General features: G+C 73.4%; 17 protein-coding genes and 1 pseudogene. 7 read left to right on the top strand and 11 right to left on the bottom strand.

Translation table 11 applies throughout. The features are described 5' to 3' along the window. Position 1 precedes the first annotated feature (1 nt). The 4 genes from ACFYNO_RS26025 to ACFYNO_RS26010 form a co-directional block, all read right to left on the bottom strand. Positions 2-1,048, bottom strand: a complete 1,047-nt coding sequence (locus ACFYNO_RS26025) for an SDR family oxidoreductase (protein WP_388017139.1) — start codon at positions 1,046-1,048, stop codon at positions 2-4. Positions 1,049-1,133: 85 nt separating this feature from the next. Next, entirely contained in the window at positions 1,134-2,921 is a 1,788-nt protein-coding gene (locus tag ACFYNO_RS26020) for a glycoside hydrolase family 15 protein (RefSeq protein WP_388017136.1), read from the bottom strand. Positions 2,922-3,065: 144 nt separating this feature from the next. Further along, positions 3,066-4,856 carry a thiamine pyrophosphate-requiring protein gene (locus ACFYNO_RS26015; protein WP_388017133.1) on the bottom strand — a complete coding sequence of 597 codons (1,791 nt, stop codon included), beginning with the start codon at positions 4,854-4,856 and terminating at the stop codon, positions 3,066-3,068. 142 nt (positions 4,857-4,998) lie between these two features. After that, positions 4,999-5,172: a CsbD family protein gene (locus ACFYNO_RS26010; RefSeq protein ID WP_388017130.1), complete on the bottom strand. Its 174-nt coding sequence runs from the start codon at positions 5,170-5,172 to the stop codon at positions 4,999-5,001. Between the two features lie 302 nt (positions 5,173-5,474). Between ACFYNO_RS26010 and ACFYNO_RS26005 the strand changes: the two genes are divergently transcribed. Further along, entirely contained in the window at positions 5,475-5,645 is a 171-nt protein-coding gene (locus ACFYNO_RS26005; RefSeq protein ID WP_388017127.1) for a hydrophobic protein, read from the top strand. A 189-nt stretch (positions 5,646-5,834) separates the two neighbouring features. On the opposite strand, the gene ACFYNO_RS26000 is transcribed toward ACFYNO_RS26005, so the two are convergent. After that, on the bottom strand, positions 5,835-6,737 hold the full coding sequence (locus ACFYNO_RS26000; RefSeq protein ID WP_388017124.1) for an ANTAR domain-containing protein: 903 nt from the start codon (positions 6,735-6,737) through the stop codon (positions 5,835-5,837). Continuing rightward, on the bottom strand, positions 6,734-6,925 hold the full coding sequence (locus ACFYNO_RS25995) for a hypothetical protein (RefSeq protein WP_388017121.1): 192 nt from the start codon (positions 6,923-6,925) through the stop codon (positions 6,734-6,736). Before ACFYNO_RS25995 ends, ACFYNO_RS26000 begins: the two co-directional genes overlap by 4 nt. Positions 6,926-7,129: 204 nt before the next feature. Between ACFYNO_RS25995 and ACFYNO_RS25990 the strand changes: the two genes are divergently transcribed. Together ACFYNO_RS25990 and ACFYNO_RS25985 are read left to right on the top strand one after the other, a co-directional pair. Continuing rightward, the gene (locus tag ACFYNO_RS25990; RefSeq protein WP_388017118.1) at positions 7,130-7,588 is read left to right on the top strand and encodes an SRPBCC family protein; all 459 of its coding nucleotides are present in this window, start codon (positions 7,130-7,132) and stop codon (positions 7,586-7,588) included. Positions 7,589-7,638: 50 nt separating this feature from the next. Further along, positions 7,639-8,208, top strand: coding sequence for a type 1 glutamine amidotransferase domain-containing protein (locus ACFYNO_RS25985; protein WP_388017115.1), 570 nt, complete (start codon positions 7,639-7,641; stop codon positions 8,206-8,208). Between the two features lie 21 nt (positions 8,209-8,229). Here ACFYNO_RS25985 and ACFYNO_RS25980 read toward each other — a convergent pair whose 3' ends face one another. From ACFYNO_RS25980 to ACFYNO_RS25970, 3 genes are all read right to left on the bottom strand, one after another. Next, positions 8,230-8,886 (bottom strand): dihydrofolate reductase family protein, encoded by a 657-nt coding sequence (locus ACFYNO_RS25980; RefSeq protein WP_388017112.1) that lies wholly within the window; start codon positions 8,884-8,886, stop codon positions 8,230-8,232. Positions 8,887-8,961: 75 nt separating this feature from the next. Continuing rightward, a complete protein-coding gene (locus tag ACFYNO_RS25975) occupies positions 8,962-9,408 on the bottom strand; it encodes a hypothetical protein (protein WP_388017109.1) in 447 nt (148 codons plus the stop codon). An 18-nt stretch (positions 9,409-9,426) separates the two neighbouring features. Further along, positions 9,427-9,552 carry a hypothetical protein gene (locus tag ACFYNO_RS25970; RefSeq protein ID WP_388017106.1) on the bottom strand — a complete coding sequence of 42 codons (126 nt, stop codon included), beginning with the start codon at positions 9,550-9,552 and terminating at the stop codon, positions 9,427-9,429. Here ACFYNO_RS25970 and ACFYNO_RS25965 point away from each other — a divergent pair. From ACFYNO_RS25965 to ACFYNO_RS25955, 3 genes and pseudogenes are all read left to right on the top strand, one after another. Further along, positions 9,545-9,754: pseudogene (locus tag ACFYNO_RS25965) on the top strand (catalase); the annotation flags it as partial. The gene ACFYNO_RS25970 and the pseudogene ACFYNO_RS25965 sit on opposite strands and share 8 nt — an antisense overlap. Before the next feature lie 312 nt (positions 9,755-10,066). Beyond that, positions 10,067-10,477 (top strand): VOC family protein, encoded by a 411-nt coding sequence (locus ACFYNO_RS25960; RefSeq protein WP_388017103.1) that lies wholly within the window; start codon positions 10,067-10,069, stop codon positions 10,475-10,477. Between the two features lie 51 nt (positions 10,478-10,528). Continuing rightward, positions 10,529-11,026 carry a helix-turn-helix transcriptional regulator gene (locus ACFYNO_RS25955; protein ID WP_388017309.1) on the top strand — a complete coding sequence of 166 codons (498 nt, stop codon included), beginning with the start codon at positions 10,529-10,531 and terminating at the stop codon, positions 11,024-11,026. A 66-nt stretch (positions 11,027-11,092) separates the two neighbouring features. Here ACFYNO_RS25955 and ACFYNO_RS25950 read toward each other — a convergent pair whose 3' ends face one another. Further along, positions 11,093-12,565, bottom strand: a complete 1,473-nt coding sequence (locus ACFYNO_RS25950) for a M1 family metallopeptidase (RefSeq protein WP_388017100.1) — start codon at positions 12,563-12,565, stop codon at positions 11,093-11,095. Between the two features lie 284 nt (positions 12,566-12,849). On the opposite strand from ACFYNO_RS25950, the gene ACFYNO_RS25945 reads away from it, so the two are divergent. Further along, positions 12,850-13,476 (top strand): TetR/AcrR family transcriptional regulator, encoded by a 627-nt coding sequence (locus tag ACFYNO_RS25945; RefSeq protein WP_388017097.1) that lies wholly within the window; start codon positions 12,850-12,852, stop codon positions 13,474-13,476. A 108-nt stretch (positions 13,477-13,584) separates the two neighbouring features. On the opposite strand, the gene ACFYNO_RS25940 is transcribed toward ACFYNO_RS25945, so the two are convergent. Further along, complete coding sequence (locus tag ACFYNO_RS25940) at positions 13,585-14,733, bottom strand: acyl-CoA dehydrogenase family protein (RefSeq protein WP_388017094.1); 1,149 nt, start codon at positions 14,731-14,733, stop codon at positions 13,585-13,587. Positions 14,734-14,827: the final 94 nt, after the last annotated feature.

Genomic DNA, 14,827 nt, shown 5'->3' with positions numbered 1-14,827 from the left:
GTCACTCACTCCTCGTCAGCTCGTGCCGGGTCCCGGTCGCCACCCGCCGTGCCGCCTTCCGCGCGCCCTCCGCCAGGGCCGTCAGGCCCTGGGAGAGGCGCAGTTGGGTGCTGGTGCCGTGCGACCGGGCGTCGAAGCGGCCGTGCGCGCCGTGGTCGTGGCGGGCGTCGACCGGCTCGAAGAGGTTGTCGGGGGCGGCGGGGTCCCGAGGGCGGTCGGTCTGCTGGGAGTCGAAGCCGGTCCGGGCCAGGTAGCGGTCCAGCAGGCCGGGAACGAGCGCGTTGGCGATCAGCGTGGCCACGGTGCTCGCGCCCACCCAGTACTCCCGCCGGCGGGGGTGGTCCGCGGCGAAGAGCACGGCGCGGGCGGCGACCTCGGGCTGGTAGATCGGCGGCACCGGCTGCGCCTCGCGGGACAGCCGGGAGCGGACCCAGTCGAACTGCGGGGTGTTCACCGCCGGGAGCTGCACCATCGTGGTGCGCACCCGGGTGCCGGAGGCCAGCAGTTCGCAGCGCAGGGCCTCGTGCCAGCCCTGGATCGCGTGCTTGGCGCCGCTGTAGGCGCTCTGCAGCGGGATGCCGCGGTAGGCGATCGCCGAGCCGACCTGGACGACCACGCCGTGGTCGCGGGGGAGCATCCGCTCCAGGGCCGCCCGGGTGCCGTTGACGTAGCCCAGGTAGCAGACCTCGGTGACCCGGCGGAACTCCTCCGCGGAGATCAGTTCGAACGGGGCGAAGACCGAGGCGAAGGCGTCGTTCACCCAGACGTCGATCGGACCGAGCAGCGCCTCCGCCCGCTCGGCCGCGGCTTCGACGGCCGCGGGGTCGGCGGTGTCCGCCTCGATGCCGACGGCGGCGGTGGCGCCCGCCAGTTCGGCCGCCTGGACGGCCGCGTCGAGGCCGGCCCGGCCGCGGGCGATCAGGGCCAGGCGGTCACCGCGGGCGGCGAACGCCTCGGCGCAGGCACGGCCGACACCGGCGCTGGCCCCGGTGATCACGACGGTGCGGGGGTAGGCGGGAAGGCGTCCGGCTGCGGGATGACGTTCCATACTGTGCGGCTAACCGGGCGGGCGCGGGCCAAACACCGCCGGCCGGGTGAACCCGGCCCGCAGGACAGGAACTAGCCGTACGCGGTCAGGGTCCCGTTCTCCCTCGCGGTGGCGGTGCCTCCAGCCGGCAGGCGGTCTCCAGCAGCAGGGCGTGCACGAAGGCCTGGGGCAGGTTGCCGCGCAGCTGGCGCTGGGCGACGTCGTACTCCTCGGCGAAGAGGCCGGGCGATCCGCAGGCGGCCCGGTTGCGCTCGAACCAGCGGGCCGCCTCGGTGTGGCGGCCCTGCTGCCCCAGGGCGAGCGCGACGACGAAGCCGCAGAGCAGGAAGGCGCCCTCCGCGTCGCCCAGCGGCCGCTGGTCGTGGCGGAAGCGGTAGCAGAAGTGGTCCTCGCCGAGATCGGCCAGGACGGCCTCCAGGGTGATCCGGGTGCGCGGGTCCTCGGCCGGGACGGCGCCGCGCACCGCGGGCAGCAGCAGGGCGGCGTCCACGGACGGGTCGGCGGGGGAGCGCTGCCAGCGGCCGGACGGGTGGACGCCCTCGCGGTCCAGCTCGGCGGTGATCCAGTCCGCCAGCGCCTCCCAGGAGGCCGCGAGGCCGCCCCCGGTGGCGGGCTCGGAGAGGGCGGCCGCGCGCAGGCCGGCCACGCAGGCCAGCCGGCTGTGCGTCCAGCGGTCCGGGGCGAGTTCCCAGATGCCCGCGTCCTCCTCGCGGTAGCGCACGGCGATCGCCTCGGCGGCGATCCGGGCGGCCCGGCGGCCGTCCGGATCGAGCCGGTCGCGGCGGGCGGCCGCGGCGAACAGCAGCAGGGCCTCGCCGAAGGCGTCCAGCTGGAACTGGCGGTTGACCCGGTTGCCGACCACGTCGAAGCCGCCCGGGTAGCCCGGCAGGTCCAGCCGGCGCGGACCGGGGACCAGTCCGCCGTCCAGGGTGTAGGCGGGGGCGAGGCGCGGGCCGTGGTCGAGCAGCCGGGCGGTGACGAAGCGCACCGAGCCGTCCAGCAGCGCATCCGCCCCGGCGGCCGCGGCGGCCTGGCCGAGGTAGGCCTGGTCGCGGATCCAGACGTACCGGTAGTCGTAGTTGCGGCCCTGCTCCGCGCGCTCCGGCAGGCTGGTGGTCGCCGCGGCCACCGTGCCGCCGTCCGGGCCGGTCAGGCCGCGCAGCACCGCGTGGGCGTGGCGGGCGTCGCGTTCGCCGAGCGCGGCGCGGAGGTCGGGCTGTTGCTCGGCCCAGCAGTTCGCGGTCGCCCGCCAGAGCGCGGCCGGCTCCAGGGGCGGGTCGAGCGGCCGGTCGCCGATCTCCAGCACCAGGTCGTGGCACTCACCGGGCTCCAGGTGGATCCGGCCGCGCAACAGCGGGTGGTGGTCCACCTCCTCGGTCTTCGCCCCGGGCATCCCGCGCAGCCGCAGGTGGAGGTCGCCGGCCCGCGCCGTCCAGCACCCGTCCTCGCTGCGCCGCACCTTCCGCAGCGGCTGCTGCCCGAACCCGGCGGCGGGCTGCAGGTGCACGGCCACCTCGGCCGGGCCCTCCACCGCCTCGATCCGGCGCAGCAGCACCGCGCAGTGCGGCCGGCCCGGGTAGGCCAGGGCCTCGCGGCACTCGACGATCCCGCCGGTGGTGACCCAGCGGCTGCGCCAGATCAGGCTGCCCTCCTCGTAGTAGCCGCCCCAGACGTGCGGACCGGCGGGGGTGACGGTGTACCAGCCGGGGCCGCCGATCAGCGCGGCGAAGACGGCGTCGCTGTCCCACCGGGGAACGCAGAGCCAGACGATCTCGCCGTGCGGGCCGACCAGGGCGCCGCGGTGCCCGTCGGCGAGCAGGGCGTAGTCGCGCAGGGCGTGCGGGGCAGGCGGGTGGTGGGCGCTCCTGGACACGTGGGCCTCCTGGTGGACGAAGCGCACTCCGAGGGTCCGTCAGGGATCTTTCGAGGGTGCGAAACTGATGCGGGTGAAGCGCCGTCGGTGGCGTACGCGCCCCGGCCGCCCGCGTCGAAAGCGGGTCTCGCTGTCGCGCATCGGTCAGCTCCCGCCGCCCGGAATGAACTCCTGCGCCTTCGCCTTCATGCCCTGGCGGACCACCGCGGCGCCGTCGCTGTCGCCGCGCAGCACCGCGGAGGCCGTGGACTTGATCTGCTCCCAGGTGGAGTGCGGCGGGATCGGCGGCACGGCCGGGTCGGTGCGGAAGTCGATCACGCACGGCCGGTCGGCGGCCAGCGCCGCCCTCCAGGCGGGCACCACGTCCTCGGGCCGCTCCACCCGGGTGCCGTCCAGGCCGAAGGCGGCGGCGATCTCGGCGTACGGCACGTCGGGCAGTCGCTGCGAGGGCTCGAACTGCGGGGCGCCCTGCATGGCGCGCATCTCCCAGGTCACCTGGTTGAGGTCCTGGTTGTTCAGGACGGCCACCACCAGTCGCGGATCCGCCCACTCCCGGTAGTACTTCGCGGCGGTGATCAGCTCGGCCATGCCGTTCATCTGCATGGCGCCGTCGCCGACGATCGCGATCGCCGGCCGGTCCGGGTGCGCGAACTTGGCGCCGATCACGTACGGCACACCGGGGCCCATGGTCGCGAGCGTGCCGGAGAGCGAGCCGCGCATGGAGCCGCGGAACCGCAGGTGGCGGGCGTACCAGTTGGCGGCCGAGCCGGAGTCCGCGGCGATCATGACGTCGTCGGGCAGCAGCTCGTCGAGGGCGTGGACCACGTACTCCGGGTTGACCGGATCCGCGGTGAGCTCGGCGCGGCGCCGCATGACCTGCCACCAGCGGGCGGTGTCCTCCTCCACGACCTCGCGCCAGTCGTTCTCGCCACGCTTGCGGCGCTCCAGCAGCGGGATCAGCCGGCGCAGCGTCTCGGCCGAGTCGCCCACCAGGTTCACCTCGAACGGGTAGCGCAGCCCGACCATGGCCGGATCGATGTCGATCTGCACCGCCCGGGCCTGCTCGAACTCGGGCAGGAACTGGGTGTAGGGGAAGCTGGAGCCGACCACCAGCAGGGTGTCGCAGTCCCGCATCAGCTCGAACGAGGGCCGGGTGCCGAGCAGCCCGATCGATCCGGTCACGTAGGGCAGTGTGTCCGGCAGCGCGTCCTTGCCGAGCAGCGCCTTGGCGACGCCCGCGCCGAGCAGATCGGCCACCTGCCGGACCTCCGGCTGGGCGTTTCGCGCCCCCTGGCCGATCAGCATCGCCGGGCGCTGGCCGGAGTTGAGCACCTCGGCGGCCCTGGCCAGCTCCGCCGCGTCCGGCACCGGCACGGACCGGGCGGTCCCGAGGCTGGACGGCACCTGCTTGAAGGCGTGTGCGGGGGGCTCGTAGTCCAGCTCCTGGACGTCCGCCGGGAGGATCACCGCGGTCACGGTGCGCCGGGCGGTGGCGATCCGCAGCGCGCGGTCCAGCACGTTGGGCAGCTGTGCGGGGACGGTCACCATCTCGCAGAACTCGGCGGCGACGTCCTTGTACAGCGACATCAGGTCCACCTCCTGCTGGTAGGACCCGCCCATCGCGCTGCGGTCGGTCTGCCCGACGATCGCCACCACCGGCACGTGGTCCAGCTTGGCGTCGTACAGCCCGTTCAGCAGGTGGATCGCGCCGGGCCCGGAGGTCGCGGCGCAGACCGCGGTGCGGCCCGAGAACTTCGCGTAGCCCACGGCCTCGAAGGCGCACATCTCCTCGTGCCGGGCCTGGATGAACCGGGGCCGGTCCCCGGCCCGGCCCCAGGCGGCGAGCAGGCCGTTGATCCCGTCGCCCGGGTAGGCGAAGACGTACTCGACGTCCCACTCCCGCAGCCGGTGCAAGAGGTAGTCGGCCACATTCATCGTCCTGCACCTCCTGGTCGGGGCACCGGGGGTTCCGGTGCGCACAGTCCCCGTGGTGGTCGCGGCTGACCCGTGGGGCCGGACCGAGACCCGGGCGCGGCCGGGCGGCCGGGGTAACCCCGGCCGCCCGGCGGGCGGGAGCTCAGTGCTTGCCCGCGTCCTTGACCTTCTCCGCGGCCTGCTTCAGGTCGCTCTTCATCTCCTCGGCGCGGCCCTTGACCTCGGTCTTCCGATCGCCCGTGGCCCGCCCGGCGGCCTCCTTGGTCTTGCCGCTCGCCTTCTCGGCGGCGTTGCGCATCTTGTCCGCGGTGCCCATGGCCGGCTCCCTTCGATGGGGTGCGATCGCGTTCAGTGCTGCGTCTGTCCGGACGAGGTGCCGCGAAACGTGCCGGTGCCGGGAGTTTCGCAGTCATGTCAGTACGAGGAGCACGGGCAGTACGGGCAGCATGGGGACGGGGCCACCGGCCCGGGACCGGCGACGGCCCGCCCGCGCGGCGCCCGCCGGCCGAGGCCTTCGCCGTGGCGACCGGGGTCGACGCGCGGACACCCGTAGCGGACACTCCGGGTGATTGCGCTGAGCTGCGTCGGGCAGACGCGGGGTTCGAGGAGGTTGGTCACATGCTTCTTTTGATCCTTGTGCTGTTGTTGGCGTTGATCCTGGGCGGGGCCGGCTTCGCGGTCCACATCCTGTGGTGGTTCGCACTGGCGGTGCTGGTGCTGTGGTTGCTCGGGTTCGTGTTCCGCGGGGCGTCCAGTGGCGGGGGCCGAGGGCGGTGGTACCGCTGGTGAGGGGGCCGGGTCCCGGACCCGGCCGTCCGGCTTGAGTCGCACCGCACGTTCCTTGAGCCGGACGTTCAGCGCCGGTGCTCGCAGCGGCCACCCGAGGGGTGGTGGCCGTTGTGCCGGCGCAGCGGCCGGACCGGCAGCAGCACCCAGCAGGCGGCGAACCAGAACTCGGCAGAATGGACTGACGCTCCGTCAGCCGGTGCCGCCGACAAGTTGCGCGGCGATCGCCGGTACGGAGCTGCCCAGGAAGTGCGCGGTCCGGCCGAGCAGGTCGAAGGCCGCCTGCGAGCCGAGCCCGTGGCGCTCCATCACGATGCCGACCGCCCGGCCGATCTCCCCGCGCTGGTCGAGCAGTGCGGCGAGTTCACCGACCAGCGCGGCGTTCTCCAGGGCCAGTTCGGCACGGAGCGCCTGGATCGTGCAGAGCCGGCGCACGGTGCCGTCGGGCGGGCCGGGAGCGTCGAAGTAGACGCTGAACGCGGTGTGCTGATCGGGCGCCCGGGCCGGCAGCATCACCGCCAGGCCGCTGCGCACCCCGAACCGCTGGCCGGGGGCGGCCAGGCCCGGGCAGGTGCCGAAGGAGCCGAAGGCGGCCGCGACCGGCTCGCCTGGCCTGGCCCGGGCGTCCAGCAGGGGGCCCTGGGCGCCGGCCAACTGGGCCCGGTCCAGTTCGGCTTGGGCCGGCAGCAGGCCGGCGAGCAGTTGGAACTCGCCGCCGTCCGTCCAGCGGACCGCGCCGGCGGTGACGCAGGAGGGGATCAGCGAGGGGGTCAGCCGGACCACCTCGTCGAGAGTGCGGTGGTGGAGCAGGCCGTCGGTCCGCCGGGACAGTTCGGCCAGCAGGCGGTCGATCTGCCCGTCGGTCGGCCCCGGCCCGCCGGCCGTCTGCGCCGCAGGGGAGCGCGCGTTCCCGGCCGCTGCCACCAGGTGGCGGGCGCGGGCGACCGCCTCGTCCGGATCCGGCTCGCCGGTCGAGATGCAGAGCGCGTACAGCAGGTCCGAGACCCGCGAGCCGGAGGCTGTCGGCCCGGACCCGTCCGAGCCGTCGAGCTCGTCCAGCAGCTCCCGCAGCGCCGTGATGTTCACCAGGCTCACGACAGGTCCTTTCCGGCGGATTGCGACCCACCGTAGCGATTCCCGGACGAACGGTCAGTGGACACGCCCGACCGGGGAGAGGACGTGACGAGGAAGGCGCTGTTCAGGAGCGCGAGCAGGCCGCCCTCGGACCGCAGGGTGAGCAGCCACTGGTCGGGCAGTGCGGGCAGGTCGGGCAGGGCGGTCATGACGGGCCTCCTGAAATCCGCCGGCGCGCCTACCCGTCAGGCGCCCGGCGAACCGGTGGCCGCCCGTCCGGTTGGCGCCCGCCGCGGTCGGGGGCGGTGCACACGGCCGATGGCCGGGAGAGCGGGGTTTACCTTCGGCCGCTGCGGACAGCCGCTGACCAAGGGTGACCAGTCATCGAGGAGCCAGTCATCGAGGAGGGTGACATGAGCAAGATCGTGGAAACCGTCGAGGTCGACGCGCCGCTGACCACCTGCTACGACCAGTGGACCCAGTTCGAGTCCTTCCCCCGCTTCATGGAGGGAGTCGAGGAGGTGACGCAGACCGACGACCGGCACAACCACTGGAAGACCAGCATCGCGGGCGTGACGCGCGAGTTCGACACCGAGATCGTGGACCAGCGGCCGGACGACCGGATCGTCTGGCGCACCCTGGACGGCGAGGCCGAACAGCGCGGCATGGTCTCCTTCCAGCCGCTGGACGGGACCAGCACCAAGGTCTCGCTGACCATGGAGTTCGAGCCCGGCGGCATGGCCGAGAAGGCCGGGGACGCGCTCGGGGTCGTCGACCGGCGGATCCGGGGCGACCTGAGGCGCTTCAAGGAGTACATCGAGCACCACGGCACCGCGCCGGCGGGCTGGCGCGGGCGGATCACGCCGGGCTGAGGCCCGGCCGGCCCGGGAACGGGCCGGAACTGAGCTACGGAGGTGAGGACATGAACGAGCTCGACGGGAGGACCATCGCCTTCCTGGTCGCGCCGGAGGGCGCCGAGCAGGAGGAGCTGACCTCGCCCTGGCAGGCGGTGGAGTCCGCGGGCGGTACCGCCCGGCTGGTCTCCACCCGGCCCGGGCGGATCCAGGCCTTCCACCACCTCGACCGCGGCGACGAGTTCCCGGTCGACGCGGTGGTGGGCGACGTCCTGGTCAGCGACTTCGACGCGCTGGTGCTGCCCGGCGGCGTCGCCAACCCGGACCACCTGCGCACCGAGCTCATCGCGGTGGAGTTCGTCCGGAGCTTCTTCGACGCGGGCAAACCGGTGGCGGTGATCTGCCACGGGCCGTGGACGCTGATCGAGGCCGACGTGGTGCGCGGGCGCACCCTGACCTCCTGGCCGAGTCTGAAGACGGACCTGGCCAACGCGGGGGCCACCTGGGTGGACCGCGAGGTGCAGATCTGCGAGGAGGGCCCGAACACCCTGGTCTCCAGCCGCAAGCCGGACGACCTGCGGGCCTTCGACGCCGCCCTGGTCGAGCAGTTCGCCCGGGCGGCCGTCCGGGCGCACTAGGACGCGGGACGCGGAGACCGCTCAGCCGGGCAATGTGGTGGCGCGGTTCCGGTTCCAGAAGTGGTGCGTGAGGCCGCTCGCCGAGGTCGCCGACTCGACCGTGAAGCGGTCCTGGACCTCGGCGAGCCCGTCCCACATCGACACCCCGGTGCCGAGGACGATGGGCACGGTGACCAGGTGCATGAAGTCGACGAGGTCGGCGGCCAAGAACTGCCGGACCGTCGAGGGGCCGCCGCCGATGCGGATGTCCCCGCCCTTGGCAAGGCTCCGGGCGTGCGCGAGGGCGTCCTCGGGCGTGGCGTCGAGGAAGTGGAAGCTGGTGCCGTTGGCGAACGTGATGGGGTCGCGCCGATGATGGGTGAGCACCACCACGGGCGTGTGGAACGGGGGTTCGTCGCCCCACCAGCCCCGCCAGTCGTCGTCGGTCCACTCGCCGGTCTGCGGACCGAACTTGCCCCGGCCCATGATCTCGGCTCCGATCCCCTGCCCCCAGGTGCTGGTGAGAGCGCGATCGAGGGTGATCGGTTCATCCACGGCGTCCACGCCGTGGATGAACCGCCCGTCGAAGTGTGCGAACAACCGCTCGGCGCCCCCGATGGGCGCGTCGAGCGCGATCGTTTCGCCTGCGCTGTAACCGTCTAGGGAGATCTGGAAGTTGTGCACGCGGACTTTGGCCATGTGGTCCACCTTCGGCGAGTGCTCCGGGTCTGCGAGCGGTCGAGGTGAGCCTATGGCGCAGGAGTGACACCGCCCCTAGGCCGCACCGGCCCCGGCGAGCCGCAGCCGCAGCCGCACCTCCACCAGCGGCCCGGCCTCCTCGCGGCCCCGCTCCTCGGCGGTGACCAGCTCGGCGAGGACGTGGAGCAGCCGCTCCACGTCCTCCGGCGTGCCAAGGACGCTCACGGTGACGGCGGCGTCCAGGTCCAGCGGTGATGCGGGCAGCCGGCTGCCCAGGGTGTCGAACGCCTGGGACCAGGTCACCGCCGGCGCGTCGCCCGGTGCGTCGCCGTCGGCGACCGTCCACCGGTGCTCCGTGGTGAGCACCGGCGGGTCCTCCCAGGCGTTGCCCGCGAGGCTGCGGCCGCGCCCGGTGTGCGAGGGGAAGACCCGCTCCAGCGCGTCGAACACCGCCGCGACCGCCTCGGGCGGTCCGGCGGACAGCCGGAGCAGGACGCTTCCGGCGGGCAAGGGCAGGCCCATTTCCAGCACCTCGGGTCGTCAGTAGGGCAGCGGGCGGCCCGAGGGCGTCCGCAGGTCGAGCGGAGGCCGCGGGCGCGGCGCGGTCGGGCGCTTCACCAGCGTGGTCCCGGCCATCTCCCTCACCTCCTCGGCTGTCGTGGTCACCCCCGGCTCCTGCCCACTCCGCCGGCTCCTATCCGGCGGACCGGCCCGCCACCCCCGTTTGTCGCATTCGGACCCGGGCAGCCGCCCGGAGGGGACCCGCGGCCCCACCCTGCTGCAGGACTTCCAGCTGCGCGAGAAGCTCACCCGCTTCGACCACGAGCGGATCCCGGAACGCGTGGTGCACGCCCGCGGCGCCGGCGCGGGTCGCCGGCGTCGCCGTCGCGGAGCCCGGTGAACGGGCCGGCACCGAGTTCTGGCGAGCCTTCTCCCGGCTGGTGGAGCACCACCGGTTCCCGGAACGCTGAGCGTGGCCCCTCCGGGTGCGATCCCCGGCGCCCGGCGGAGCCGTGCCCGCCCCGGCCGAGGGCCGGCCCGACAAGGACCCGGAGAGCGGGAGGTCCGGTGGGCGCCGCGACGGTGAAGGCCTGACCCGCCGTCAGCCGGCCCGGCGCGGATCGGGATCGATCAGGATTCGAGAAGCGCGGACCGCCGCCCGGTCCCTAGCCTGGTGGGTATGGACATCACCATTCACACCAGTTCCCTCCCGCACGAGGACGCCGAGGCCTCGCTCGCCTTCTACCGGGACGTGCTCGGCTTCGAGGTGCGCAAGGACGTGGGCCAGGGCCGGATGCGCTGGATCACGGTCGGGCCGGTCGGGCAGCCCGACACCTCGATCCTGCTGGCGCCGCCGGCGATCGACCCGGGCATCACCGAGGAGGAGCGGCGGACCGTCCTGGAGATGATGGCGAAGGGCACCTACGGGTGGATCCTGCTGGCCACCCGGGACCTGGACGGCGTCTTCGAGAAGGTGCAGGCGGGCGACACCGAGGTCGTGCAGGAGCCCACCGAGCAGCCGTACGGGGTGCGGGACTGCGCGTTCCGCGACCCGGCGGGCAATCTGGTGCGGATCCAGGAACTGCGCTGACCCTTTCGCGGGCCGATGGCCCACCATGGATCCATGACAAGGAGCTGCCCGATGTGCCACCCGTCGATGACCTGTGTCCACACCCCCGCGCAGATCGCGGGCGACCAGGCGCGGCTGAGTGACCTGGCGCGGTTGCGCCGGGTGCGGGACCGGATCGACCGGGAGTACGCCGAGCCGCTGAACGTGGAGGCGCTGGCCCGCGGGGTGAACATGTCCGCGGGGCACCTGAGCCGCCAGTTCCGGCAGGCCTACGGCGAGTCGCCGTACTCCTACCTGATGACCAGGCGGATCGAGCGCGCGGCGGCGCTGCTGCGGCGCGGGGACCTGAGCGTCACCGAGATCTGCTTCGCCGTGGGGTGCCAGTCGCTGGGCACCTTCAGCACCCGGTTCACCGAGCTGCTGGGCGTCTCGCCGAGCGCCTACCGGCGGGCCGCCGCCGAGGGCGGTGACTCCGGGGTCCCGGCCTGCGTGGCCAAGCAGGTGACCCGGCCGGTCCGGAACCAGGAGCCGGCCGTCACCGCCGCCCAGCTGAGCGGCGCGCAGGACTGAGTCAGGACTGGGCGAGGTCGCCGTTTCCGGCCCTCTCGGCGGTTGCCGAGGGGGCCGGACCGCTTGTCAGTGCCGCTGCGCCGCCTTGATCTGCGCCCAGGAGAGCGGCTGGACGGGAGCCGTCGCCACCCGCGCGGCGGCGGTGGCGGGCAGGGCGGGCCGGCCGCTGGTGTAGAGCCAGGTGTGGAAGAGGCCGCCCAGCTTCTTGCCGGAGATCCGCTCGGCCAGCGCCTGGAACTGGGCGATGGTGCCGTTGCCGTAGCGGTGCTCGGCCGGCCAGGCCTTGAGCAGGGCGAAGAAGTCCCGGTCGCCGATGGTGTCGCGGAGCACCTGGATGGCGAGCGCGCCGCGGTCGTAGACGGCGCCGTCGAACTGGTCGGCCGCGCCCGGGTCGCCGGGCTTGACGTCCCAGAAGGCGTCGCCGGCCGGGTGCGAGGTGTAGACCCAGTCGGCCAACTGCTGGGTGGTGCCCTCGTCCTGGTACTCGGACCAGAGCCACTGGGCGTAGGTGGCGAAGCCCTCGTTGAGCCAGATGTCGCTCCAGCGCTCCAGCGAGACGCTGTCGCCGTACCACTGGTGGGCCAGCTCGTGCACCACCACCGAGGGGTTGGCGCCGTTGGCGAACTGGGCGGGGCTGTAGAACGGCCGGGTCTGGGTCTCCACGGCGTAGTGGGTGGGGACGTCGGGCACGTAGCCGCCGGCCGTGGCGAACGGGTAGGGGCCGAAGTAGGTGCTGAGCCAGTCCACCAGCTCGCCGGTGCGCTCGACGCTGGCCCGGGCCGAGTCGGCGTTGGCGCCGAGCGAGGTGCTGTAGGCGGTGAGCACCGGGACGCCGCCGGCGCTGGTGGTGGTGCTCAGGTCGAACTTGCCGATCGCCAGGGTGGCCAGGTAGGTGGCCTGCGGCTGGTCCTGGCGCCAGTTCCAGCGGGTCCAGCCGAGCTTGGAGCTCTGCGAGGTCAGCGCGCCGTTGCTGATCGCCTGGGTGCCGTCGGGGACCAGCACGGAGACGTCGAAGGTGGCCTTGTCCGAGGGGTGGTCGTTGCTGGGGAACCACCACCAGGCGGCCTCCGGCTCGTCCGCGATCACCGCGCCGTCGGGGGTGCGCTGCCAGGCGTCGAACCCGTAGGTGGAGACGGTGGACGGCACGCCCGAGTAGCGCACCACGATGGTCGCCCGGCTGCCCTTGGCCAGCGGCGCGTCGGGCGTGACCGCCAGCTTCTGCACGCCCGCCACGGCGAACTTCGCCGGGTGCCCGTTGACCAGCACCTGGTCGACGGTGAGCGCGAGGTCCAGGTCGAAGCTGGAGAGGTCCTGGGTGGCGGTGGCGAGCAGGGTGGCGGTGCCCTCCAGCCGGTCCGTGGCGGGCTGGTACTTCAGCCGCAGGTCGTAGTGGGTGACCCGGTAGCCGCCGTCCCCGTAGGTGGGGTAGTAGGGGTCGCCGGCGCTCGGCGCGCCCGGGGTGGGGGTGGCGGCGGAGGCGGGGACGGCGAGCAGCAGAGCGGCCGCGGTGACGGCGGGGACGAGCAGTTTCCGGCGCACGGGAACCTCCGGTTCGGTCGTTGGGTGACGCCGGTTCAGATCCCTGTCCCGATGCGGCCCCGGGTACGCCCTCATTTGTGAGATGTTCACGCCAGGAAATCTGATGGCATGGTGGTTCAACCTTTCGTCAAGTACCGGTGGGTGAACTGGCATCCAATCTTGAGGGCTGATACATCTATTTGGGCGGTACTCGGACGATCCGCACCCGCCCCGACTCCGACCCCGACCCCGACCCCGACCCGCCCCCGCACGCTGCACGCTGCCGCCGCCCAAGGAGCCCACAGATGATCGACGAAGCCGAGGCCGGCACCGCCCTGGGACGCCGGGAGCGCAACAAGCTCCGGGTCCGCGGCCGGCTCTTCGTCTCCGCCATGCGGCTGTTCACCGAGAAGGGTTACGAGCAGACCTCGATCGACGAGATCGCCGAGGCCGCCGACGTGGCCCGCGGCACCTTCTTCAACTACTTCCAGCGCAAGGAGGACCTGATCACCACCTGGGGCGAGCTCCGCCGCGCCAAGCTGCGCGAGGGGCTGGCCGCCGTCGGGGCCGGCGGCGAGGCCGACCTGCGCACCACCCTGGAGCGCTGCATGGGCGTGCTGGCGGGTATCAACGAGGCCGAGCCGGAGGTGACCCGCGCCATGCTCACCGCCTGGGTGAAGGCCGGCCGGCCGATCATCGAGGAGCCGTACGCCGGGGAGATCTTCGCCGAGGTGGTCGCGGCCGCCCGGGACCGGGGCGAGGCGCCGGACGGCGTGCAGCCGCACCGGGTCGGCAACCTGCTGCGGGACGGCTACCTCGGCACGCTCTACCGCTGGTGCCAGGAGCGTGAGGTTCCGGCGGGGGAGTTGCACGCGGAGCTGCTCGCGATCGCCGACATCGTGCTGCTCGGCATCACGGCCGAGCGCCGCTGAGCCGGGCAGCGCCGCTGAGCCGGGCAGCGCCGCTCAGCCGGGCAGCGCCGCTGAGCGGGGCAGCGGCGCCCGGCCGGGCAGTTCCCGCCCGGCCGTGGCGCCGAGCGGTCAGCCCAGTTCCAGCGACCGGCCGATGATCTCCTTCATGATCTCGGTGGTGCCGGCGTAGATCCGGCTGACCCGGCTGTCCTGCCAGGCCCTGGCGATCGGGTATTCCAGCATGTAGCCGTAGCCGCCGTGCAGTTGGACGCAGGCGTCGACCACCCGGCCCTGCAGCTCGGTGCACCACCACTTCGCCTTCGCCGCGTCCACCGGCGTCAGCCCGCCCTCGTTCAGCGCCTGCACGCAGCGGTCCAGGTACTGCTGGGCCACGTCGAGCTCGGTGGCCAGCTCGGCCATCCGGTGCCGCGTCACCTGCAGCGAGCCGATCGGCTTGCCGAAGGCGTTGCGCTCGCGCACGTAGGCCACCGTCCAGTCGAAGGCGGCGGTCGCCTGCGCCAGGCCCGCGACCGCCACCGACATCCGCTCCTGGGCCAGGTTGCGGGTCAGGCCGTAGAAGCCCTCGCCCTCCTTGCCCAGCAGGTTGGCGGCCGGCACCCGGGCGCCGTCGAAGACCAGCTCGGCGGTGTCCTGGGCGTGCAGGCCGACCTTCTCCAGCTTGCGGCCGCGCTCGAAGCCGGGCGTGCCGCGCTCCACCACGATCAGGCTCAGCCCGCGGTGCGGGTGTTCGCCGGTGCGCACGGCGGCGATCACCAGGTCGGCGTTGATGCCGTTGGTGATGAAGGTCTTCGCGCCGTCGAGCACGTAGTGGTCGCCGTCCGGCACGGCCTTGGTGCGGATGCCGGAGAGGTCCGAGCCGGTGCCGGGCTCGGTCATCGCCACCGCCGTGATCAGCTCGCCGGAGGCGATCCCCGGCAGCCAGCGGGCCTTCTGCTCCTCGGTGGTCTCGTCCAGGAAGTACGGCATGCAGACGTCGGTGTGCAGGGTCGGCCCGAGCAGCGCCGGGGTCACGGCCGCCCGGGCCGCCTCCTCCAGCACCACCACGTTGTAGCGGAAGTCGCAGATGCCGGAGCCGCCGAACTCCTCCGGCACCGCGATGCCGAGCGCGCCCAGCTCGCCGAGACCGGTGAAGAGCGAGCGCGGCACGATCCCGTCCCGTTCCCAGTCCGGGTAGTGCGGCACCACCTCCCGCTCCAGGAAGGTCCGGACGCTCTCCCGGTACGCCTGGTGCTCCTCGTCGAAGAGGACGCGCTTCATGAGGGTTCCGCCTTTCGGGGCGTCAGCCGGCTGACTGCGGCTCGGTGATCGGACGGATACCATCCTGGCGCAGACCGGCCGGCGGCCGACGGGC

Origin of the sequence: Kitasatospora sp. NPDC006697 (assembly GCF_042869935.1) — a bacterium.
Lineage (GTDB): Bacteria > Actinomycetota > Actinomycetes > Streptomycetales > Streptomycetaceae > Kitasatospora.
This window is presented reverse-complemented; position numbering and strand designations above follow the sequence as displayed.

Bases quoted from the DNA above. Each gene is read 5' to 3' on its own strand.
- ACFYNO_RS25955 (WP_388017309.1), top strand. From the start codon at position 10,529: ATGTGCCACCCGTCGATGACCTGTGTCCACACCCCCGCGCAGATCGCG.
- ACFYNO_RS25960 (WP_388017103.1), top strand. From the start codon at position 10,067: ATGGACATCACCATTCACACCAGTTCCCTCCCGCACGAGGACGCCGAG.
- ACFYNO_RS26025 (WP_388017139.1), bottom strand. From the start codon at position 1,048: ATGGAACGTCATCCCGCAGCCGGACGCCTTCCCGCCTACCCCCGCACC.
- ACFYNO_RS26015 (WP_388017133.1), bottom strand. From the start codon at position 4,856: ATGAATGTGGCCGACTACCTCTTGCACCGGCTGCGGGAGTGGGACGTC.
- ACFYNO_RS25995 (WP_388017121.1), bottom strand. From the start codon at position 6,925: ATGACCGCCCTGCCCGACCTGCCCGCACTGCCCGACCAGTGGCTGCTC.
- ACFYNO_RS25990 (WP_388017118.1), top strand. From the start codon at position 7,130: ATGAGCAAGATCGTGGAAACCGTCGAGGTCGACGCGCCGCTGACCACC.
- ACFYNO_RS25975 (WP_388017109.1), bottom strand. From the start codon at position 9,408: ATGGGCCTGCCCTTGCCCGCCGGAAGCGTCCTGCTCCGGCTGTCCGCC.
- ACFYNO_RS25940 (WP_388017094.1), bottom strand. From the start codon at position 14,733: ATGAAGCGCGTCCTCTTCGACGAGGAGCACCAGGCGTACCGGGAGAGC.
- ACFYNO_RS25945 (WP_388017097.1), top strand. From the start codon at position 12,850: ATGATCGACGAAGCCGAGGCCGGCACCGCCCTGGGACGCCGGGAGCGC.
- ACFYNO_RS25985 (WP_388017115.1), top strand. From the start codon at position 7,639: ATGAACGAGCTCGACGGGAGGACCATCGCCTTCCTGGTCGCGCCGGAG.
- ACFYNO_RS25980 (WP_388017112.1), bottom strand. From the start codon at position 8,886: ATGGCCAAAGTCCGCGTGCACAACTTCCAGATCTCCCTAGACGGTTAC.
- ACFYNO_RS26010 (WP_388017130.1), bottom strand. From the start codon at position 5,172: ATGGGCACCGCGGACAAGATGCGCAACGCCGCCGAGAAGGCGAGCGGC.
- ACFYNO_RS26005 (WP_388017127.1), top strand. From the start codon at position 5,475: ATGCTTCTTTTGATCCTTGTGCTGTTGTTGGCGTTGATCCTGGGCGGG.